Origin of the sequence: Novosphingopyxis baekryungensis DSM 16222 (assembly GCF_000420305.1) — a bacterium.
GTDB lineage: Bacteria > Pseudomonadota > Alphaproteobacteria > Sphingomonadales > Sphingomonadaceae > Novosphingopyxis > Novosphingopyxis baekryungensis.
In genome coordinates this window covers 120539-140841 of the sequence record NZ_ATUR01000007.1, presented here as the reverse complement: position 1 = coordinate 140841, position 20303 = coordinate 120539, and the positions used below count along the sequence as shown (strand labels likewise).

The 20303-nt window shown below is 61.2% G+C and carries 19 protein-coding genes; 10 read left to right on the top strand and 9 right to left on the bottom strand.

Features of this window, described 5'->3' with window-relative positions:
* The first annotated feature begins 68 nt into the window (after positions 1-68).
* Both ppc and G410_RS0112505 read left to right on the top strand, forming a co-directional pair.
* Positions 69-2765 carry a phosphoenolpyruvate carboxylase gene (gene ppc, locus G410_RS0112510; RefSeq protein WP_028971417.1) on the top strand — a complete coding sequence of 899 codons (2697 nt, stop codon included), beginning with the start codon at positions 69-71 and terminating at the stop codon, positions 2763-2765.
* 30 nt (positions 2766-2795) lie between these two features.
* Positions 2796-3569, top strand: coding sequence for an SDR family NAD(P)-dependent oxidoreductase (locus tag G410_RS0112505; RefSeq protein WP_022674004.1), 774 nt, complete (start codon positions 2796-2798; stop codon positions 3567-3569).
* Between the two features lie 131 nt (positions 3570-3700).
* Here G410_RS0112505 and G410_RS0112500 read toward each other — a convergent pair whose 3' ends face one another.
* Positions 3701-5074, bottom strand: a complete 1374-nt coding sequence (locus G410_RS0112500; RefSeq protein WP_022674003.1) for a cytochrome P450 — start codon at positions 5072-5074, stop codon at positions 3701-3703.
* Positions 5075-5216: 142 nt separating this feature from the next.
* Here G410_RS0112500 and G410_RS18050 point away from each other — a divergent pair, with 142 nt between their 5' ends.
* The 3 genes from G410_RS18050 (at position 5217) to G410_RS0112485 (ending at position 7282) form a co-directional block, all read left to right on the top strand.
* Positions 5217-5381: a hypothetical protein gene (locus G410_RS18050; RefSeq protein WP_022674002.1), complete on the top strand. Its 165-nt coding sequence runs from the start codon at positions 5217-5219 to the stop codon at positions 5379-5381.
* Positions 5382-5396: 15 nt separating this feature from the next.
* Entirely contained in the window at positions 5397-6014 is a 618-nt protein-coding gene (locus G410_RS0112490) for an SOS response-associated peptidase (RefSeq protein WP_028971416.1), read from the top strand.
* A 119-nt stretch (positions 6015-6133) separates the two neighbouring features.
* On the top strand, positions 6134-7282 hold the full coding sequence (locus G410_RS0112485; protein ID WP_245559364.1) for an extracellular catalytic domain type 1 short-chain-length polyhydroxyalkanoate depolymerase: 1149 nt from the start codon (positions 6134-6136) through the stop codon (positions 7280-7282).
* A gap of 89 nt (positions 7283-7371) precedes the next feature.
* On the opposite strand, the gene G410_RS0112480 is transcribed toward G410_RS0112485, so the two are convergent.
* Complete coding sequence (locus G410_RS0112480; RefSeq protein WP_022673999.1) at positions 7372-7584, bottom strand: hypothetical protein; 213 nt, start codon at positions 7582-7584, stop codon at positions 7372-7374.
* A gap of 168 nt (positions 7585-7752) precedes the next feature.
* On the opposite strand from G410_RS0112480, the gene G410_RS0112475 reads away from it, so the two are divergent.
* A complete protein-coding gene (locus G410_RS0112475) occupies positions 7753-8331 on the top strand; it encodes a thermonuclease family protein (protein WP_022673998.1) in 579 nt (192 codons plus the stop codon).
* 54 nt (positions 8332-8385) lie between these two features.
* On the opposite strand, the gene G410_RS16710 is transcribed toward G410_RS0112475, so the two are convergent.
* Together G410_RS16710 and G410_RS0112465 are read right to left on the bottom strand one after the other, a co-directional pair.
* Positions 8386-9036, bottom strand: a complete 651-nt coding sequence (locus G410_RS16710) for a DarT1-associated NADAR antitoxin family protein (RefSeq protein ID WP_022673997.1) — start codon at positions 9034-9036, stop codon at positions 8386-8388.
* 4 nt (positions 9037-9040) lie between these two features.
* Complete coding sequence (locus G410_RS0112465) at positions 9041-9568, bottom strand: DUF7002 family protein (RefSeq protein WP_033317627.1); 528 nt, start codon at positions 9566-9568, stop codon at positions 9041-9043.
* 746 nt (positions 9569-10314) lie between these two features.
* Here G410_RS0112465 and G410_RS17180 point away from each other — a divergent pair.
* Complete coding sequence (locus G410_RS17180) at positions 10315-10608, top strand: SOS response-associated peptidase family protein (protein ID WP_051137285.1); 294 nt, start codon at positions 10315-10317, stop codon at positions 10606-10608.
* 45 nt (positions 10609-10653) lie between these two features.
* On the opposite strand, the gene G410_RS16700 is transcribed toward G410_RS17180, so the two are convergent.
* Genes G410_RS16700 through G410_RS18040 form a run of 4 tightly spaced genes read right to left on the bottom strand, consistent with a single transcriptional unit; the run spans position 10654 to position 13157 of the window.
* Positions 10654-11658, bottom strand: coding sequence for a DUF4062 domain-containing protein (locus G410_RS16700; protein WP_162604098.1), 1005 nt, complete (start codon positions 11656-11658; stop codon positions 10654-10656).
* A 21-nt stretch (positions 11659-11679) separates the two neighbouring features.
* A complete protein-coding gene (locus G410_RS0112445; RefSeq protein WP_022673993.1) occupies positions 11680-12729 on the bottom strand; it encodes a ribonucleotide-diphosphate reductase subunit beta in 1050 nt (349 codons plus the stop codon).
* A gap of 22 nt (positions 12730-12751) precedes the next feature.
* On the bottom strand, positions 12752-12928 hold the full coding sequence (locus tag G410_RS18045; protein WP_022673992.1) for a hypothetical protein: 177 nt from the start codon (positions 12926-12928) through the stop codon (positions 12752-12754).
* A 52-nt stretch (positions 12929-12980) separates the two neighbouring features.
* On the bottom strand, positions 12981-13157 hold the full coding sequence (locus G410_RS18040) for a hypothetical protein (protein ID WP_022673991.1): 177 nt from the start codon (positions 13155-13157) through the stop codon (positions 12981-12983).
* A gap of 178 nt (positions 13158-13335) precedes the next feature.
* Here G410_RS18040 and G410_RS0112430 point away from each other — a divergent pair, with 178 nt between their 5' ends.
* Entirely contained in the window at positions 13336-13560 is a 225-nt protein-coding gene (locus G410_RS0112430; RefSeq protein ID WP_022673990.1) for a DUF2171 domain-containing protein, read from the top strand.
* A 250-nt stretch (positions 13561-13810) separates the two neighbouring features.
* Here the strand turns inward: G410_RS0112430 and G410_RS0112425 are convergent, their stop codons facing one another.
* Entirely contained in the window at positions 13811-15781 is a 1971-nt protein-coding gene (locus G410_RS0112425; RefSeq protein WP_022673989.1) for a ribonucleoside-diphosphate reductase subunit alpha, read from the bottom strand.
* A gap of 819 nt (positions 15782-16600) precedes the next feature.
* Here G410_RS0112425 and G410_RS0112420 point away from each other — a divergent pair.
* Both G410_RS0112420 and recQ read left to right on the top strand, forming a co-directional pair.
* Positions 16601-18412, top strand: coding sequence for an ABCB family ABC transporter ATP-binding protein/permease (locus tag G410_RS0112420; protein ID WP_022673988.1), 1812 nt, complete (start codon positions 16601-16603; stop codon positions 18410-18412).
* A gap of 59 nt (positions 18413-18471) precedes the next feature.
* Positions 18472-20235: a DNA helicase RecQ gene (recQ, locus tag G410_RS0112415; RefSeq protein ID WP_022673987.1), complete on the top strand. Its 1764-nt coding sequence runs from the start codon at positions 18472-18474 to the stop codon at positions 20233-20235.
* The last annotated feature ends 68 nt before the right edge of the window (positions 20236-20303 follow it).

Sequence of the window (20303 nt, the reverse complement as noted above, 5' to 3'; positions counted from 1 at the left end):
AATTTACTGTGATCGATGCGCGCGACGCTTCTCTTGACGCATCAAATGTTGCAACGCACAATCTGGCCATGGCTGACCTTCCCCCGATTTCGCAAAATCCCGACATCCGCTTTCTGGGCCGTGTGCTTGGCGATGTGATCCGCGCTTATGGCGGTGAAGCGCTTTATGACCAGACCGAGGCGATTCGCCGCGCCAGCGTGGACCGCCACCGCAGCGCCAGACCGGGTGCCGCGGCCGTGCCGGAGCTGGAGGCGCTGGACCTGGACGGTACGCTGGATTTCGTGCGCGGCTTCATGCTGTTCTCGCTGCTCGCCAATCTGGCCGAGGACCGGCAAGGCGTAGCACGCGAACAGGGCGCGACCGTGGCCGAGGCGCTGGAAGCGCTGGAGGCGCAGGGGGTCAGCCGCGCTTCTGTGGCCGAGATGCTGGAAAGCGCGGCCATCGTGCCGGTGCTCACCGCCCACCCGACCGAGGTGCGCCGAAAAAGTGTGATCGACCACAAAAACCGCATCGCCGCACTCATGCGACTGCGCGATGCCGGGGAAAGGGTAACGCCGCAGGGAGACGAGGTGGAGAACGCCATCCGCAGGCAGGTGGCGCTGCTATGGCAGACCAGGCCCCTGCGCGAGCGCCGCCTGTTCGTTGCCGACGAGATCGACAATGCGCGCGCCTATATGCGCGACGTGTTCCTGCCCGCTTTGCCGCTGCTCTATGCCCGCTGGGACAAGGAACTGGGCGTGCGCATCCCCAGCTTCCTGACGCTGGGTAGCTGGATCGGCGGAGACCGCGACGGCAATCCCTATGTCAATGCGGACACCATGCGCCTGGCTTTTAAGGGCGGGGCGGAGGCCGCGCTCGGCTATTATCTGGACATGCTGCACGCGCTAGGCGCGGAGCTTTCTGTCAGCAGCAAATATTCCGATGTGCCCGATAGCGTGCTCGCCTTGGCCGAAGCGAGCGGCGACGAAGCGCCAAGCCGCGAGGACGAGCCCTATCGCCGCGCCGTATCCGGCGTGTATGCTCGCCTGTCGGCCACGCACGAGAAGCTTGTCGGTGCGCCACCCTCACGGCCCTCCACGCTGGCGGCTGACGCCTATGCCACACCGGCCGAATTGCGGGCGGATCTGGCGATCATCGCCAATGCACTGGCTGCTGGCGGGGACGGCGCGCTGTCTTCCGGCGGCGCGCTAGGCCGGCTCATTCGCACGGTGGAAACATTCGGCTTTCACCTTGCCACGCTGGACATGCGACAGGACAGCGGCGTGCACGAGCGCGTGGTTGGCGAGCTGCTGGCGCAAGCTGGCGTCACGCCCGATTATGCCGCGCTGGACGAGCAGGCGCGGATCGATCTGCTGGTAGAGGAGCTGGCGCATAATCGGCCACTCGCCGCGGCCAATGCTACCCATTCGGAGGAAGCGGCGAAGGAGCTCGACATCCTGCGCGCGGCGGCTGACATGCTGGCCGCCTTTGGCCCATCGGCCATGGACAATTATGTCATCAGCCATGGCGAGACCGCGTCGGACCTGCTTGAGGTCTATGTGCTGCTGAAGGAAGCGGGCCTGTGGCATGTCGATGCCGATGGCACGCCGTCCAGCCCCATGCGCGCCGTGCCCTTGTTCGAGACGGTCGCCGATCTGGAAAATGCGCCGGACGTGATGCGCACCGCCTTTCAGCTGCCGCCGATCAAGAAGCTTTTCGCCGGTGCCGATGACAGCGCTGGCAGCGTGCAGGAAGTGATGATCGGATATTCCGACTCCAACAAGGATGGCGGCTACATGACGTCAACCTGGCAGCTCAATCTCGCCAGCCGCGCGCTGGCGCCGGTGTTCGAGGAGGCGGGCCATGGCATGCGCCTGTTCCACGGCCGCGGCGGCGCGGTGGGGCGGGGCGGCGGCAGCGCCTTTCACGCCATCCGCGCACAGCCGCGCGGCACCGTTCAGGGCCGCATCCGCATTACAGAACAGGGAGAGGTTATCGCCGCCAAATATGGCACGGTCGACAATGCTGCGGTGGCGCTGGAAGCCATGGTATCGGCCACCATGCTGGCCACGATGGGCGATCGCAGCGTGGCGATGGACGATCGTGCGCGCTATTCGGCCGCCATGCAGACGCTGTCCGATGCGGCGTTCAAGGCCTATCGCGATCTGGTCTACGGCACGCCAAACTTCGCCGATTTCTTCTTTCAGGCGACGCCAATCGCGGAAATTTCCACCCTCAAGATCGGCTCCCGCCCCGCCAGTCGCAAGAAAGGCCAGCGGATCGAGGACCTGCGCGCCATCCCATGGGTGTTCAGCTGGGCTCAGGCGCGCATCATGCTGCCGGGCTGGTACGGCGTGGGCACGGCGTTCAGCCAGTTCGAGGACAAGGCTCTGCTGAGAGAAATGGCCGCCGAATGGCCCTTTTTCCGGGCGATGCTGGCCAATATGGAACAGGTGCTGGCCAAATCCGACATGGCGCTGGCGCAGCGCTATGCCGGTCTGGTGCAGGATCGGGACTTTGCCGAGACCATCTTTGGCCGGATCGAAAGCGAATGGCAGCGCACGCACGACGGCCTGCTGGACGCCAAGGGCGAATCCTATCTGCTCGAGGGGAACCCTTCGCTGCTGGAATCCATCCGTTTGCGCCTGCCCTATATCGAGCCACTCAATCAGCTGCAGATAGAATTGATGAAACGCCACCGCGCCGGTGAGGACGATCCGCGCATCAGCGAAGGCATTCAACTGACGATCAACGCGATCGCGACGGCGCTGAGGAATAGCGGCTGAACTTTCATCCGCCCCCAGCGTTTCGGGCGGATGAGCAACAAAACAGCTATCGTCACCGGCGGGGCGCAGGGCATCGGCCGCGCGATCGTGGATCATTTCCTCAAGCAAGGCTGGCGCGTCGCCGCCTGGGACAAGGACGGCGAGGCAGTCGATGATCTGGCCGCCAGCTATGGTGGCCAGCCGCTGCTCGCCACGCGCTGCGATGTCGGCAGGGAAGGTGACGTGGCCTCGGCGTTCGAGGCGCTGACCGAATGGCAGGCCGGCCAGGCTGCTGGCGTTGATCTGCTCGTCAACAATGCGGGCATCGCATCGCCCGATGCCGGGCCGATCGAGGAGCTGGATTTTGCCGACTGGCAGGCCTGGATCGATGCCAGCCTGACCAGCGCCTTTCTGTGCACCCGCGCTCTGGTGCGGGCGCTGCGGGCGCGAAAGGGGGCCATCGTCAACATCGCCTCCACCCGTGCAGTGATGAGCGAGCCGAACAGCGAACCCTATGCGTCGGCCAAAGGTGGCCTGTTGGCGCTGACGCATGCGCTCGCCATCAGCCTTGGCCCGGATGTGCGCGTCAATGCCGTGCTGCCCGGCTGGATCGAAACCGGCCCGTGGCAGAAAGCGAGCGAGCGCGAAGCGCAGCCCGAACATCGCGATGTCGACAGGGCGCAACATCCCGTGGGCCGGATCGGCAGGCCGGAAGATATTGCCGCTGCGGTCAACTATCTGGCGTCAGACGCGGCGGGCTTTATCACCGGGCAGCATTTTGCAATCGATGGCGGCATGACGGTGAAGATGATTTACGAACATTGAGGCGGGCCGCCATGATCTCCCGCCCTCGAAAGCCCTTTCGTCTGCAGGGAAACCGGGCTCCCAGTCGATCGCAGCGTCGCATCGGCAAAATAGCCCGGATCAGGGCCATCCCGGCGCCGCCTTAAGAGCCGCTAGCCCAGTTTCACCATCCGCAGCTTCAGCCCGTCCTTGGGTTTCGGAATGGGCCATGCCTGCCAGTCCGGCTCATATCCCGGTTCCACCTCCACCCGCATATGGGTGAGCATATGATGCATGATGATCTTCATCTGCATATAGGCGAAGTGCAGACCCAGGCACATATGCGCGCCGCCACCGAAGGGCACCCAGGCGAAACGGTGGCGTGCCTTTATCTCCTCGGCAGTAAACCGCAACGGATCGAACCTTTCGGGTTCCGGCCAATATTCGGCCATATGGTGGGTATAACTGGGGCTGACGCTGACCTGCGCGCCCGCCGGAATGTCGAAGCCCTCAAAGGTGAAATCACGCAGCGCACGGCGCGGGATGGTCGGGACGGGCGCGACCATCCGCAATGCCTCCTTGAAGAACATCTCGGTCAATTCCATCCGGCCGAGATCGTCATAGGTGAGACCCTGGCCAGCGGGGGCAACGCTCAGAGCTTCGGCGCGCAGTTTCTCCTGCCACTCGGGCTCACGCGCCAGATGCCACACCATGCTCGTCACCGAAGAGGTGATGGTGTCATGCGCCGCCATCATCAGGAAATTCATGTGATCGACGATTTCGCCTTCGGTCAGGCGTGATCCGTCGTCGCGCGTCGCCCGGCAGAACTGGCTGAACATGTCCTGCCGGTTTTCGTTGCGGCGGCGCTCCTCCACCATGGGTCCGAAATAATCGACGAGGAATTGCCGCCCCTTCACGCCGCGGCCCATCTGGGTGAACGGCAGTGGCCGGCGGACGACACCGATCGATGCCTGGACCATATCGACAAAAGCCTGATTCACCTTGTCGGCATCCGGCCCGAAGGGAATGCCGAGAAAGGCTGTCGCGGCCAGTTCCAGCGTCAACTGTTTGATTTCCGGATAAAAACGCAGGTCTTGCCCGGCCCAGCCCTTGATGCGGGCGAGCGCGCCTTCGTTCAGAACCTGCGCATAGGCCTTCATCGGCTCGGGCTTGAACGCGACCTGCAACGCACGCCGGTCCACCCGGTGGCGGTCGAAGTCCATCAGCATCAACCCGCGCGGAAACAGGAGGTTGAGCATGGGTCCCCAGCCCTGTTCCGAACTGAACAGCTTGTCCCGGTCGAACAAGACCAGTTCGTTCGCCTCCGCGCCGGACAGCGCGATGGTATCGAAACCGAAGCTCTTGACGCGATAGACGCTGCCATATTGCGCGATCATGCGGGCTGAAAAAGCCGCCGGATCGCGCAGGATCTCCAGCGTTGCTCCCAAAAACGGTAGCCCGTCCTCACCGGGGATGGATGCCATCGCGTGCTTGGTAGCTCGCGGGGTCCAATGCGGATTTGCGGATTCGCTGTGCGCCAATTCCATATCGCTCTCCTGTTGACACAGGTGTAATTAAAACACCGCTATCTTGCCACCTGTTTTCCCCCTTCCCGGATTACCACGCCCGGAACCCTGTCCAGCCCTGCCGGTTGATCCCGTGAACTGATCTCAAAGGAAGGAATATCCCATGAAAAAGGGACGTGAAGATACCGAAGCGCCGGAAGCCGTGAACATGGAGCAGCAGGAAGCCGGGCAGGCACAGGATGTCGCGCGGGATGCGCTCGACCGCCACAATCAGGGCGGACATAGCGTGACGACGGACCAGAAGAACGCCGACAAGAAAACGGACTGACCAGGCGACGGCGTCATGTGCAATCTCTACAGAATGACGGCGTCGGTCGATGAGATTGCCAGAATGTTCGACGTGGCAGAAGGCGCGGGGGCCAATATCCCCCCGCTCGATGCCATCTACCCGAAAACGGATGCCCCAATCGTTCGCCAGAATGCGGATGGGAAGCGCACATTGGCCCGTATAACCTGGGGCATACCCCCGCCGGCATCGATCGCTTCCACCCGTCCGATCACCAATGTGCGCAATCTCAGCAGCAATTTCTGGAAACCGATGCTGGCCGATCCAGCAAGGCGCTGCCTCGTTCCGCTTACCAGCTTTTGCGAATGGACTGGGAAGCCAGGTTCCAAGCGCAAAGTCTGGTTCGCTCTGAAAGACCGTCCGCTCTTCGCTTTTGCTGGCATTTGGCGGCCAACTGGCGAAGGCGATCGCTTCGCATTTCTGACCTGTGCGCCCAACGACACCGTAGGCGCGGTGCATCCCAACGCCATGCCGGTCATACTCAACGCAGAAGATCACGGGCGCTGGCTTTCTGCCGACTATGATGAGGCCTGCGCCTTGGCCCAACCTTATCCCGACCATTCAATGGCCGCGCCACAGGACGACGATGCGGCGCAGGGCAGCTTGTTGGAGTGACGCGCGCAGCGGCCCAATCGCCGGCTCTTGCATCCTTCGCATCCCACCTAACAAAGTTTGCGTGCTGCACTGCAGCAAAATCATTCTATATGGTAGGGTCACGATAAAGGTTCTGACCCATGCCCATGACGACATTCGGCAACATGATGCCCGACAACATGTCTTCGTCCTTCACCAACCCGTTTGGGAGCTCCGGTGACATACGTGGCGATTCTACCGCGAGACTGCGAAAATTCAGCGATTTCGGCGACAATCCCGGTGCGCTGCACGCCTTCAGTTACGTGCCGAAAGCGCTGACGCCTGGCGCGGCGCTGGTGGTTGTGCTGCATGGCTGTACGCAGCATGCTGCAGGCTATGATCGCGGCAGCGGATGGTCTCAACTGGCCGATCGGCACGGCTTTGCCCTCCTGTTTCCCGAGCAGGCGCGCAGCAACAACCCCAATTTGTGCTTCAACTGGTTCCAGCCCAAGGACATGGCGCGGGGCCAGGGTGAAGCCGCCTCGATCGCCGCGATGATCGGCGCGATGGTGGATCGGCATGACATCGATCCGGCGCGCGTCCACATCACCGGCCTATCGGCGGGCGGCGCGATGACCGCGTCGATGCTCGCTGCCTATCCCGAACTGTTTGCGTCAGGCGCAATCATTGCCGGGCTGCCGCATGGCGTTGCCCGCAACGTGCCGCAGGCACTCGACGCGATGGCAGGGCGCGGCATTCCGGAGGGCGCCGCCTTGGCCGACCGGGTGCGCGGCGCATCCGATCATCGTGGCGACTGGCCGCGCGTTTCTGTGTGGCAGGGCGATGCCGACAGCACGGTGGTGCCATCCAATGGCGCAGCGGTTGCGGCGCAATGGCGCGGCGTGCACGGATTGGCGCAGGAACCCATGGTACGCGAACAGCTCGGCCGCCATCGGCGATCCGCTTGGACTGACGCAAAGGGCCATACCCTTGTGGAGTTGTATGAGATTGCCGGCATGGGCCACGGCGTCCCGCTGCGGCCTGGCATGGGGGATGGCTATGCGGGGGAGGCGGGGGCGCATATGCTCGATGTCGGGATCGATTCCACTGGCCGCATCGCAGCATTTTTCGGTCTGACAGATCAGGCTAGCGCCACAAAACAGCCCGCCAAGGCGCGCGGTGTTGGGGCCTCGCGAAGGCCGGCGCAAAAGCTGGAGCGGATCGACCTGCCGGACGAGCCCTTGCCGGAGAAACCGCACGGCGTGCAGGCGGTGATCGAAAAGGCGCTGCGGTCTGCGGGTCTGATGTAACGCCAGAGGCAGCGCATATGGGCGCGGCAGGCGCGGTCCGACCATCATGCCCCACCATGCCATGGCCCCGGGGTTAACGGGCCGTTCGGTTAGCCGGTGTGGCAGGCCTTGGCACATATCGCGCAGCCATTGGACTGGGGATAGGTCTTCTTCGCTTCGGTCACCGCGCTGGTGCAGCCAGCATGCCAGCCCAGCGGCATGCGGTTCGCAAGGATCGGATAGTTGGCGCAATGGCTGTCCTTTTCATGCACCTCGTGATCGCCATTATTCTGCGCGTTCCTGTTTACGATAAATTCGGGCATCGCTCTTCTCCTCAAGACACATTTTTCTTTAAGACACAGGGGTCTAGCATGTGCCGGCCTTTCTGATGGAGCAGACTGATCGGGTTCGGGCCAATAAGGCACCATATTGGAGGCAATCGCCCGCCCAGCTTAGCCCTTTGTTGACCTGCCGCGCGCCATGGTGCGGGGATGACCAAGCCGTTCCGCATCACCAAAGGCGATTATACGCCCCTGCCCCTCTTGGGATCGGCGCGACATGGATCGCGGCGGCGGCGCGTATTCGTGCTCGAATCCCGCCACATCCTTATCCTGGCCGCGCTGCTGTTCCTCGCCATTGTTCGCGGGCCGGAACTGGTCGGCAGCCTGACCAAGCTCTCCGGGCCTACCGTCATTTCCGGGCTTTCGGGGTTCGGCGCCACGCCGGCGGAGCGCCTCAGTTTTTCGCTATGCCATCGCGGCGGCGGATATAATTGCGTGGTGGATGGCGACACCATCTGGCTGAAAGGCGAAAAGATCCGCTTGCTCGACATTGACACCCCGGAAACGCACCCGCCGCGCTGCGCCCGCGAAGCCCAGCTGGGCCATGCCGCCACCCAGCGGCTCTATGCCCTGCTCAACGGCGCGCCCGTCAGCATGCGGCGCGACGGCACCGATCGCTACGGCCGCACCCTGGCCGTCGTCATGACCAACAACCGCCCCGTGGGCGACCAGCTGATCGCCGAAGGGCTGGCCAGGCCCTATGGCAATGGGCGAAAGAGCTGGTGTTGAGCCGCTGTGGTTGGTGCAGCAAGCGTACTGCCATTCTCTGCCGGCGCTATGCGTTCAGATGTCGTTATTTTGCACCGACACGAAATAATCGAAATCCCGCGCGCATTCCTGAACCAGTCCCCGCGAATGAAGGGCCACGAAGAGCGCGCAGGAACGTGCCTGACAATTGACCGATTTTGCTGGATTGAACTCGATGTCACTGAAGCCATCGAACCGGGACAGCTTTGCCCCCCACTCTTCATAGGGCGCCAGCGCGCGCAGATAGAGCCAATCGTAGAAAGCCGTCGGCGGATCTAGCGGAAAGCTGCGACCTTCGAATAGAAATGCCTTGAGATCGCCGCTGTTGCGCAATCGTGGATCGCGCTTGGCGTCTTTGGGAGCGGCCTCATACAGTTCCGTGTAGGGACCGCCATCTGCGAACGCCTTGCTCCCCTGAAACCAGCATTCCAATGGCGCGGTGCGTCCATCGCTTTCCAAAGGTAAATGGAAGGCGCTCAGACGCTGACCGGCACGCCGTTCCGACTTGCTCGATATTTCGAGGATTGCATGCAAATGGCGCTCCTGAGCAGCCGCGGCATGAAGCGCGACGACATTCTTTTTCTTCTGGGACGCGGACATGCCGGCGTTCCATTGAAAGGAAACCGGCACGTCGATGACCATGCGCTTGCCGGTCACGTTCGGTACAAAGACGGGGCGGCTGGCCAAGGCGTTAGAGATTCCGGATCATAGAAAGCGGCACTGCATCTGGTATCAGGATTTCATACTTCCGGCTGGCTTTCAGTCGCTCTTGCACCTCGGGGTTTCTCCAATCCGTTTTTTTAAAGATCACCTCCAGGTCCAAAGTCGGAACGCCCTGTTCCAACGTCATTGGTTCGACATCGCTCTTGTTGGAAACATCATCAGTGACCTTAACACCAGCCGTTCGCAGAATTTCCGGATCAATCCGCAGGAATTTGGTCTCGCCAATGTGATTGTTCTGCCTTGCGACAAATTCCATCGGATGCTCATCCCAGAAACAAAGATGCACGAACTGATGCATGCCTTTCAGCCGATCGGCATCCACACTCCAGTCATTGCCGCCGGGTGCCGGTGCGATAATACCACGTTGCGCCAATTGGTACGCTGACAGTAAACCGTGCTGCTTGATGCTGTCCAGATTTCGAAGGTCCGTGAAATGAAAGAGGCATGGGGGGTTTTTGCTCTTCACCAACGAAATCAAATCATCAACTGTGCTCATATGCGCCTCCAAGTGGGAAGCGGGCCTTACCGTCGCTTTTGCTGCATATCTCTCGGAGACGCATCCAGATCAGCGGAGATAGTCTCCGTTTTGGATCAGAGCTGCTATGATTTTACGCCTTAGCGTCCGAGGAACTGAAACAAGACGTGGATTTGCGTATGCGGAATGACCTCATGCCGCCCCCTGCCGCTTACGCGCCTGGCCTCCGCGACCGGCCAGCAGACCCTCCTCTGAAATATCCTCCTCAATTTTTCCTCAGTGAAGACCTGCGCGACTGAGAGAGACCGCTTCGCGCTGAACCGCGCAGCCGATACAAGGCAACGTATCGGCCGCCACAGCCGCACCGCCCGGACCGAGGCCAAGGGCCGCGAGCTGATCGAGTTCTACAAGATTGCCGGCATGGGCCAAGGTGTACCGCTGTGCCTCGGCACCGGGGAAGGAGAGGCCGGCGCGGCAGGCGCGCATATGCAGGACGTGGGGCTCGACTCCACCGGCCGCATCGCCGCCTTTTTCGGTTTGACGGAGGCCAAAGCGGCCAAGGCGCGCACCGCAAGGCCACCGCCCAGGTCGTACCGCTGGCCCGCAAAGCCAAGCCGGAGCCGCCGCCTCAGTCCAAGGCGGCGGGTGTGCAGGCGGTTATTCAGAAGGCGCTTAGAGCTGCTGGGTTGATGTAGCATCGGCGATCTGTGCCGGGTAATCGCCCGACCACCAGTGTCCGAACTCTGGCGAGCGCGTTCTGAAAATCCATGGTGAAAAATCCGGTGAAGCGCTGTCTTGTGACGGTCACTAGCTTTTGTGAATGGACCGGGGACAAGGGCGCCAAGCGTAAGACTTGGTTCGCGCTGAAGGACCGTTCGCTCCACACCTTTGCCTGCATCTTCTGCCCGACCGAAGACGGCGAATGCGTCGCTTTCCACACCTGCGCCCCCAAATCGATGGGCGGCGCAGTTCATCCCAAGGCGATGCAGGTAATCCTACCGGAGCGTGCGCATGAGGGGTGCCGGATGGCATTGCCTTATGCGAATGAGGTAGTCATGTAATCTTAGGCTGTTAGCCGATTAGTGCATTACTAAAATTCGCCACTCTTACTGAGTTGCGGCGGGAGGCAAATGATCAAGTTCCCCGAGAAACTTTTTTGTAAATCGCACATTTGAAAGCCCCAATATTTTGCGCGCCTCGTTAAAGTCTCTGCGCGCATCTTCATAAACCTCTAACGGATTTAGAAGACCAAAAAGAGATTCTCGGCCATATGCAGCTTCGTAAGAAGGTATAATTTCATTGACCGACCCAATGGTTTTCATGACTTCCGCGTGTCCGCCCAAGTCCATCTCGGTCTCACGCCGTAGATGTCGAAACCATAAGTTCTCAGCCAAAAGATTGGCAATTTTAGCATCGTTAAGGCTCTTGTTCTCTCTTTCAATAACAGTCGAGGATTTTTCGGGCGATACGGACTGCAGAACTTCTTCTAGATAAGACTTCAAAGTCGAATTTACCGCGTCAAGCTGCTTAATTTGAGAGGAGAGAGCCGTAATCTGAGAGTTTTCGTTTCGCTGCTTTAGCAATTCCTGAAACATCCCCGCCCATTGGTCGCGGAGCCAATTTTCGACATCCCCACCCTTTTCAAACGGCTGAATAGGATTGTTTTTTTGCTTCGAGTATATAAACTCGATAAACTTGAATACTTCCACAGAATCGACGTGTGCGTAGTTTATATCATTGTTTTCTTTGTTCCTTATATAGGTTTGATATTCGGACAATACTCCGGATTCAATCATAACGTATACCGGCACATCGGCATCATGGGCTTTAGAGAATTCTCGCCTAGTAATGCTTTCGATATCTCTGTCCATTTTTCCTTCGTCTCTGCTTGAAGACGAAGAAGCAATAGAGCCATAGCGACCACCAACGATTAGCACTAATATGTCTGCGTTTTCGGCTTCTCGATAACAGGACTCGTCTAACGGCTGTGATGAGTCATAAGCTATTCTTCCCACCTCCGCTAAAACTGGCTCGAATCCCAATCCCTCGATAAACACCTCAATTGAAGCCCGAAGGTGCTTTAGGTCGTAGTATGTCGAACTGACGAACACCCTGGGCCTTGCCATCTCCGCTTACTCCGCCGCTACGCCAGCCTGCGCGAACATATCATCGCCGTCGTCCACCGGCGCATCCTCGTTCGCGACCTTCTTCTTGCGGCGGTCAAAACTGTCCCAGACCTCGTTCCAGTTGCCGCGCGTCGCGGCCTTAGAATATTCGGTGGCGCGGGTTTCGAAGAAGTTGGCGTGCTCCACGCCGTTCAGCAGCGGGGCGAGCCACGGGAGCGGGTGCTCGTCGATCATGTAGATCGGCTTCAGGCCCAGCTGCCCCAGACGCCAATCGGCGATGTAGCGGATATATTTCTTGATCTCGTTTCCGGTCATGCCGGGCACGGGGCCCTGCTCAAACGCCAGATCGATGAAGGCATCTTCCAGGCGCACCGTCTTCTGGCAGGCATCCATGATGTCTTCCTTGACGGCCTTGGTCAGGCAGTCCCGCTCCGCACAGAAGGCGTGGAACAGCTTGGTGATGCCTTCGCAGTGCAGGCTCTCGTCGCGCACGGACCAGCTGACGATCTGCCCCATGCCCTTCATCTTGTTGAAGCGCGGGAAGTTCATCAGCATGGCGAAGCTGGCGAACAGCTGCAGCCCCTCGGTAAAGCCGCCGAACATGGCCAGCGTGCGGGCAATATCCTCATCGCTGTCCACGCCGAACTGCTGCAGATAGTCATGCTTGGCGACCATCTCCTCATATTCTAGGAACATGCCATATTCGCTTTCCGGCATGCCGATGGTGTCCAGCAGATGGCTGTAGGCGGCGATGTGGACCGTCTCCATGTTGCTGAACGCGGTCAGCATCATCTTCACCTCGGTGGGCTTGAACACGCGGCCATATTTATCGTGGTAGCAATCCTGCACCTCGATATCGGCCTGGGTGAAGAAGCGGAAGATCTGCGTCAGCAGGTTGCGCTCATGATCGGACAGCTTCTGCGCCCAGTCGCGGCAATCCTCGCCCAGCGGCACCTCTTCAGGCATCCAGTGGATCTGCTGCTGGCGCTTCCAGAACTCATAGGCCCAGGGATATTCGAACGGCTTGTAGGTGTTGCGGGCTTCGGTGAGGGACATGGGGTTTTCTCCTGAAAGCGGATTAAATGACGAAAGATGCGATAATGAAGACGGCGGCGGCCAGCGCGGCGGCGATGGCGGCGATGCGCACCACGCGCGGCGGGGTTTCGCCGGCGCGGCGCTGGCTGTAATCGCCTGCGCCGATCAGCGTGGCCGCCAGCAGCAGGACGACGCCGGGGATGAAGAACAGCCAGTTCATGCGGCGACGGCCCCGTCCTGCAGCGTTTCGGCGTTCGGCGCGGCGGAGCGCATCACAGAATGTGGAAGCGGAACAGGACCACGACCAGCGAGACCATGGCGCCGATCAGAAGCAGGCCGGAGGCGGCGAACATCGCGCTGCGTTTCTGCCCATCGTCCACGCGGCGCGCCACGGTGGACAGCACGGCCGCGCCGATGAACACGGCGATGATGAGGATAAGGAACGTCATGACCTATCTCTAGCGGATCGTGGCTGTACAGATGCTGACATGCGGTGAACCGCTCCCAATAACCGGCTGACTGTTGGCGAGACGACGGAACGAATTGCAGCGCCCATGCATTGACATATTGAAAGCGCGGGCAAGTAGTCTGGCGCACAGCAATAGAATAGATTGAAGGAGAACGCTTATGTTCGACAAACTTCGCATCAAGGAACATATGGAAATCGTCGGCAAGAACGGCCAGCATGTGGGCACGGTAGATGAAAAGCAGGACGACCGGATCAAGATGACCCGTACGGACAGCGATGATGGCAAGCATCATTTCATCGATATGGATTTGATCGACCGGGTGGAAGACAACCGTATCTACCTCAAGGTGGATCAGCCCACGGCAGATGGCGTGAAGGCCTGACCTTCCATAACAGTTTCGCGTCCGGGCGACTGGACGTGTAAAAGCAGCCTCGTAAAGCCACGTGCTTTGCGGGGCTGACCTTTTTGGACGGCGGGCGGGCGGCGTGGCTGCCGATGGCATCTCCGATCTGTTCACCATGTCCCCCTTTCCGCCATTCCATTTCGTCCGTCGCATGCGCGCATGACATGCCCGCAGGCCTCCCCGTCGCGCGGCGCGTTGGAGAGGCCCGGTTGTTTTCCGGCCCGCTGCCTTACTGGCAGGCCAGGCACTCGTCGTAATCGGTGGTGCCAGCGGTGGTCATCAGCTCCACACGCGCAGGATCGAGCGTATTGTCCCGCTCGACACCGCCCGCGGCGTTTTCCGGCGCCTCGGTGCTGCCGGCGAAACCGGCACGCTGCACGGATTTGGAGCGCAGATAATAGAGCGACTTCACGCCAAGTTCCCATGCGCGGAAATGCAGCATCAACAGGTCCCATTTCTCGACATCGGCCGGGATGAACAGGTTCAGCGACTGCGCCTGATCGATATAGGGCGCACGGTCGGCGGCCAGTTCCAGCAGCCAGCGCTGATCGATCTCGAAGCTGGTCTTGAAGCTGTCCTTTTCCTCCGGCGTCAGGAAATCGAGATGCTGCACGCTGCCGCCCTTCTCCAGGATCGAGTTCCAGACATTGTTGCTGTCCTTGCTCTTTTCCCGGAGGATCTTCTCCAGATAGGGGTTCTTCACGATGAAGCTGCCGGACAGCGTCTTGTGCGTGTAGATATTGGCCGGGATCGGCTCGATGCAGGCGCTGGTGCCGCCGCAGATGATGCTGATCGACGCGGTCGGCGCGATCGCCATCTTGCAGCTGAACCGCTCCATCACGCCCATATCCTCGGCATCGGGACATGGCCCGCGCTCCTGCGCCAGCATCATCGACGCATTGTCGACCGCGCTGCGGATATGCTTGAACATCTTCATGTTCCAGCTCTTGGCCATGGCGCTTTCAAAGCCCAGGCCGCGCGCCTGCAGGAAGCTGTGATAGCCCATTACGCCCAGCCCGACCGAGCGCTCGCGCGCCGCCGAATATTTGGCGCGCGCCATCTCGTCCGGGGCGCGCTCGATGAAATCGGTCAGCACATTGTCGAGGAAGCGCATGATGTCTTCCACGAACAGCTTCTCGCCGTTCCACTCGTCCCATTTTTCCAGGTTAAGCGAAGACAGACAGCAGACCGCCGTGCGGTCATTGCCCAGATGGTCGGTGCCCGTCGGCAGCGTGATCTCGCTGCACAGATTGGACGTGGAGACCTTCAGGCCCAGATCGCGGTGATGCTTGGGCATGTTGTTGTTCACCGTGTCCGAGAACACGATATAGGGCTCGCCTGTCGCCAGCCGCGTTTCGACCAGCTTCTGAAACAGGGCGCGCGCATTCACCGTTGCACGCACGCTGCCATCCTTGGGGCTGGTAAGATCGAAATCATCGCCAGACCGCACGGCTTCCATGAAGGCGTCGGAAATCAGCACGCCATGATGCAGGTTCAGCGCCTTGCGGTTGAAATCGCCGCTGGCCTTGCGAATTTCGAGGAACTCCTCGATCTCCGGATGCGAGATATCCAGATAGCAGGCGGCCGAACCACGGCGCAGCGAGCCTTGCGAAATCGCCAGCGTCAGCGAATCCATCACGCGCACGAAGGGAATGATGCCGCTGGTCTTGCCGTTCAGGCCGACCGGTTCGCCGATCCCGCGCACACTGCCCCAATAGGTGCCGATGCCGCCGCCGCGGCTGGCGAGCCAGACATTCTCGTTCCAGGTGTTGACGATGCCTTCCAGCGAGTCGTCGACCGAGTTGAGATAGCAGCTGATCGGCAGGCCACGCCCCGTGCCACCGTTCGATAGAACCGGCGTGGCGGGCATGAACCAGAGCCTGGATATGGCGTCATAAAGGCGCTGCGCATGCGCCTGATCGTCGGCATAGGCTGCCGCAACGCGGGCAAACAGATCCTGATAGCTTTCACCGGGCAGCAGATAGCGGTCTTCCAGCGTTTCCTTGCCGAATTCCGTCAGCAGAGCGTCGCGCGACGGATCGGTCACGACATCGAAGCGGCGGGTGTCGATCGTGTGGCTGTCACTCACGGCCTTGCCTTCCGCCACGGTTTCGTTCGCCGAATCGACTCCATGATCGGCAGACTGATCCACGCCTTGGCTCTCGGTCGCCCGCTCTTCCATCACACTCGCTTCGGTCATCGCATCGCTATCCCTAAAATCCACTTTTCCGACCCCCAAAACTTATACACAGCTTTTACACCAAGGCCTGGATTGTCAGCGCGAATCTCTGCAGCCCGAGAAGCAAAGCTCTCCGGCACAAAAATTATACGAATGCAATCTTGCTACGGCCCTACATATGGGGCTTCAAACCCCGGCGCGCCACACTTGGTAGTGGTTCGCTGTTTTCAGTTCTGACTTACTGCCAACATTCAGTCAAGGGCGCCTGAACGCATGAAACTGTCGGAACTCATGGGAATGTGGTGGAGGGGTGCGGATTTCGGGGCTTCTCGAGGGTCCAACATTTTCAGATAATTTACCATGATGCTTTTTCCCTCAGAGGTTGATCTACAATTCTAGTGAGACGCCGCTCCGTACCCAAATTTCTCGGCACCAAGACAAACGACTCATACAGGTCAGGTGAGTCTAGATCGCCACTTGAGCTATCCAGAGTCATCATCCGCTTCCAAACTAGCCCACTACTGCCTTTGTTTCTATTATGTTCCACTTCATCGCGCGCAAGAGGCGAGTTGCGACCGCAAAAATTTTTATGCGGTGGCCTTGCCGCCAAGGCTGATGCGGAAGCGCAAAGCACACGGCTGAAAAACTCTCCCCGCAAGCGTCGTCTTGCCGGACATGAGCCGCATTCCAAAGCTGGGACTGTGCTGCACGCGCTATGAATTCCGACTTCCGCCGGAATGATAGTCGGGGTCGCTCCTGCACCGAAGCGGCACCGACCATATCGTCCCATATCGGCTGCCCACCTTCCCCCTGCACCCATGCGCCCCTATATCCGCCCCCGTGCCACCAGATGTTCAACATTCCGGCGCGGAGCCGCCCATCCTGCCGGTTCTGAAGCGCTTTCTGCCCTATCTCTGGCCCAAGGACGCGCCGGGGCTGCGCTGGCGGCTCGCGCTGTCCGGCGCGCTGGTGCTGCTGGCCAAGGGCGGGGCGCTGCTGGTCCCCTTTGCCTATAAGGCGGTGGTCGACCGCATGTCCGGCGATACGCAGGCGGCCCTGCCCATCATCCTGTTGCTGGTCGGCGCCTATATATTGGCCCGCTTTACCGGCACCGCGTTCGATTCGCTGCGCCGTGTAGCGTTCGAGCGGGTGGGCCAGACCGCCACCCACCGGCTGGCCAGCCGCACCTTCGCGCATCTGCACAAGCTGTCGCTGCGCTATCATCTGTCCCGCCGCACGGGCGAGATCACCAAGGTGGTGGAGCGCGGCACCAAGACCATCGACACGATGATCTATTTCCTGCTGTTCAACATCGCGCCCACGGTGGTGGAGCTGGCGGTGGTGCTGGTGGTGTTCTACCTGAAGCTGGGCATAGGATCGGTCATCGCCACCGCCTTCATGGTGTGGCTCTATATATGGTTCACCCGCAAGGTGACCGACTGGCGCAACCATCTGCGGCAGGAAATGAACGATCTGGACACGCGCGCCATCGGCCGCAGCGTGGATTCGTTGCTGAATTACGAGACGGTGAAATATTTCGGCGCGGAAAAGCGCGAGACCGACCGGTACAGCCACGCCGTGCAAAGCTATGCGCGCGCCGCGGAGAAATCCGAAAATTCGCTCGGCCTGCTCAATATCGGCCAGTCTTTCATCACCAACGCGATGATGCTGGGCGCGATGCTCTACACCGTCTGGCTGTGGAGCCGCGGCGATCTGACCGTGGGCGATCTGGTGTTGGTCAACGGGCTGCTGATGCAGCTTTTCCGCCCGCTCGATCTGCTGGGCATGGTCTATCGCATGATCCGGCAGGGGCTGATCGACATGGCCGCCATGTTCGATCTGATGGATACCGAGCCGGAGATCATCGACGATCCGGACGCTCCGCCGCTGGCGATCGATCACGGCGCCGTGACGTTCGAAAATGTGCGCTTCGCCTATAATGACGATCGCCAGATCCTGCACGGCATCAGCTTCACCGTGCCGGCCGGCAAGACGCTGGCGATCGTGGGGCCATCGGGCGCGGGCAAGTCCACCATCGGGCGGCTGCTGTTCCGTTTCTACGATCCGCAAAGCGGGCGCATCCTGATCGACGGACAGGACATTGCGCATGTGACGCAGGAAAGCCTGCGTCAGGGCATCGGCATCGTCCCGCAGGATACGGTGCTGTTCAACGACACGATCGGCTATAACATCGCCTATGGTAAACAGGGCGCAAGCGGGCAAGAGGTGCGCGAAGCGGCGGCGGGCGCAGCGATCGACGGCTTTGTCGAGAGCCTGCCGCAGAGTTATGACACGCAAGTGGGCGAGCGCGGGCTGAAGCTTTCCGGCGGCGAGAAGCAGCGCGTGGCGATTGCGCGGACGCTGCTCAAGAACCCGCCGATCCTGATCCTCGACGAGGCGACCAGCGCGCTCGACAGCCGCACCGAGGACGCGATTCAGGATACGCTGGATCGCATCGCGCGGCGCCGCACCACGCTGATCGTCGCGCATCGCCTCTCCACCGTCACCCATGCGGACGAGATCATCGTGCTGGATCAGGGCCGAATCGTCGAACGCGGCAGCCACGCCGCGCTGCTCGACAAGGGCACGCTCTATGCCGACATGTGGCGGCGCCAGGCGGAGGAGCGCGAGGTGGCCGAAGCGGCGGAATAAATGGGAAAGCCCATGCACATCGCTTGCCCTGACCCCGGCAGCCCGCAATAGAAGCGCGCATGCCTTCCGATCCCCTCGACATTCTCCATTCAATCTTCGGCTTTTCCGGCTTTCGCGGGCGGCAAGCGGAAGTGGTGGACCGCATCATGCTGGGTGAGAATACGCTGGCGGTGATGCCGACCGGCGCGGGCAAGTCGCTCTGCTATCAGGTGCCCGCGGTGGCGCGAAACGGCACCTGCGTCGTCGTCTCCCCGCTCATCGCGCTGATGCACGACCAGATGCGCGCCGCCGATGCGGTGGGAATCAAGGCGGCTACGCTGACCTCGGTCGACGAGAACCAGGCCGAAACCATGCAACGCTTCCGCGCCGGGGACCTGGACCTGCTCTATGTCGCGCCCGAGCGCGCGACCAATCCCGTGTTTCAGGACATGCTGTCCGCCACCGATCTGTCGCTCTTCGCGATCGACGAGGCGCATTGCGTGAGCGAATGGGGCCATGATTTTCGCCCGGATTATCGCCTGCTGCGCCCCATGCTGGACCGGTTCGAGCATGTCCCCCGCCTCGCGCTCACCGCCACCGCCGACAAGGCGACGCGCGAGGATATCCTGCTGCAACTGGGCATCCCGCAGGACGGATTGATTCTGGCGGGCTTCGACCGGCCCAATATCCGCTACGGCATCAGCGCCAAGACCAGCATGACGCGGCAGCTCAGCGATTTCGTGCGGGACACGCCGGGCGCCGGCATCGTCTATTGCACCAGCCGCGCGGCGACCGAGAAGCTTGCCGAGAAACTGGGCGAAACCGGGCGGCCCACGCGCGCCTATCATGCCGGGCTCCCCCCGCGCGAACGGGCGCGGGCGCAGGCCGAGTTCGTGGCGAGCGAGGACATGGTGATGTGCGCCACCATCGCCTTCGGCATGGGGATAGACAAGCCGGATGTGCGCTTCGTGGCGCATGCCGGCCTGCCCAAATCGCTGGAAGCCTATTATCAGGAAACTGGCCGTGCGGGCCGCGATGGCGATCCTGCGCTGGCGCAGATGTTCTGGGGCGCGAGCGATTTTGCCACCGCGCGCCAGCGGCTCGCCGAGGTGGAGGAGGCGCGGCGCGAGGGCGAGCGCGCCCGGCTCAACGCCTTGGCCGCGCTGGTGGAAACGCCCGGGTGCCGCCGCGCCGTGCTGCTGCGCCATTTCGGCGAGAGCCCGCCGCCAAGCTGCGGCAATTGCGACAATTGCATCGATCCACCGGACACGCGCGAGGTGACCGAACTGGCGCGCAAGCTGCTAAGCGCGGTCTACCGCACCGGGCAGAGTTTCGGCGTGACCCATATCGAGGCGGTGCTGAAGGGCTCCGAAAGCGAAAAGGTGCTGGAGAAGGACCATCACAAGCTGTCGGTCTATGGCATTGTCGAGGGCGAGGATGCGCGGCTGATCCGCCCGCTCGCCCGCCATCTGTCCGCCTTCGAGGCGCTGGTGCCGACCGAACATGGCGGCCTGAAGCTGGGCCCCACGGCCCGCGCCATCCTGCGCGGCGAGGAAGAGGTTCGCATGGTCGAGCCGCCCGAGAAAAAGCGCGGCGGGGCGCGCGACGGGGCCAGCGCCAATCCCATGGGCGATCCACTGTTCGAAGCGCTGCGGGCCGAACGCAAGCGGATCGCCACCGAGCAGGGCATCCCGCCCTATGTCGTCTTCCACGATTCGGTGCTGCGCGAATTCGCCGCCGAGCGGCCGCAGACGCCGACCGAGCTTGGGCGGATCAGCGGCGTGGGTGCAAAAAAGCTGATCGCGTTCGGGGACCAGTTTCTGGATGTGATCCGGCAATATTGAATTGGGCAGGCGTAGAACGGGGCCATGGATTTTCGCGCGCCCCTTCGACAAGCCGGAACCGAGCCGAT

Excerpts from the sequence above, each read along its gene's own strand:
- G410_RS0112430 (WP_022673990.1), top strand. The coding sequence starts at position 13,336 with ATGTTCGACAAACTTCGCATCAAGGAACATATGGAAATCGTCGGCAAG.
- G410_RS0112475 (WP_022673998.1), top strand. The coding sequence starts at position 7,753 with ATGACCAAGCCGTTCCGCATCACCAAAGGCGATTATACGCCCCTGCCC.
- G410_RS18045 (WP_022673992.1), bottom strand. The coding sequence starts at position 12,928 with ATGAACTGGCTGTTCTTCATCCCCGGCGTCGTCCTGCTGCTGGCGGCC.
- G410_RS18040 (WP_022673991.1), bottom strand. The coding sequence starts at position 13,157 with ATGACGTTCCTTATCCTCATCATCGCCGTGTTCATCGGCGCGGCCGTG.
- G410_RS0112465 (WP_033317627.1), bottom strand. The coding sequence starts at position 9,568 with ATGAGCACAGTTGATGATTTGATTTCGTTGGTGAAGAGCAAAAACCCC.
- G410_RS0112445 (WP_022673993.1), bottom strand. The coding sequence starts at position 12,729 with ATGTCCCTCACCGAAGCCCGCAACACCTACAAGCCGTTCGAATATCCC.
- G410_RS18050 (WP_022674002.1), top strand. The coding sequence starts at position 5,217 with ATGAAAAAGGGACGTGAAGATACCGAAGCGCCGGAAGCCGTGAACATG.
- G410_RS17180 (WP_051137285.1), top strand. The coding sequence starts at position 10,315 with ATGGTGAAAAATCCGGTGAAGCGCTGTCTTGTGACGGTCACTAGCTTT.
- G410_RS0112485 (WP_245559364.1), top strand. The coding sequence starts at position 6,134 with ATGCCCATGACGACATTCGGCAACATGATGCCCGACAACATGTCTTCG.
- G410_RS0112490 (WP_028971416.1), top strand. The coding sequence starts at position 5,397 with ATGTGCAATCTCTACAGAATGACGGCGTCGGTCGATGAGATTGCCAGA.
- recQ (WP_022673987.1), top strand. The coding sequence starts at position 18,472 with ATGCCTTCCGATCCCCTCGACATTCTCCATTCAATCTTCGGCTTTTCC.
- ppc (WP_028971417.1), top strand. The coding sequence starts at position 69 with ATGGCTGACCTTCCCCCGATTTCGCAAAATCCCGACATCCGCTTTCTG.
- G410_RS0112480 (WP_022673999.1), bottom strand. The coding sequence starts at position 7,584 with ATGCCCGAATTTATCGTAAACAGGAACGCGCAGAATAATGGCGATCAC.
- G410_RS0112505 (WP_022674004.1), top strand. The coding sequence starts at position 2,796 with ATGAGCAACAAAACAGCTATCGTCACCGGCGGGGCGCAGGGCATCGGC.
- G410_RS0112500 (WP_022674003.1), bottom strand. The coding sequence starts at position 5,074 with ATGGAATTGGCGCACAGCGAATCCGCAAATCCGCATTGGACCCCGCGA.
- G410_RS0112425 (WP_022673989.1), bottom strand. The coding sequence starts at position 15,781 with ATGACCGAAGCGAGTGTGATGGAAGAGCGGGCGACCGAGAGCCAAGGC.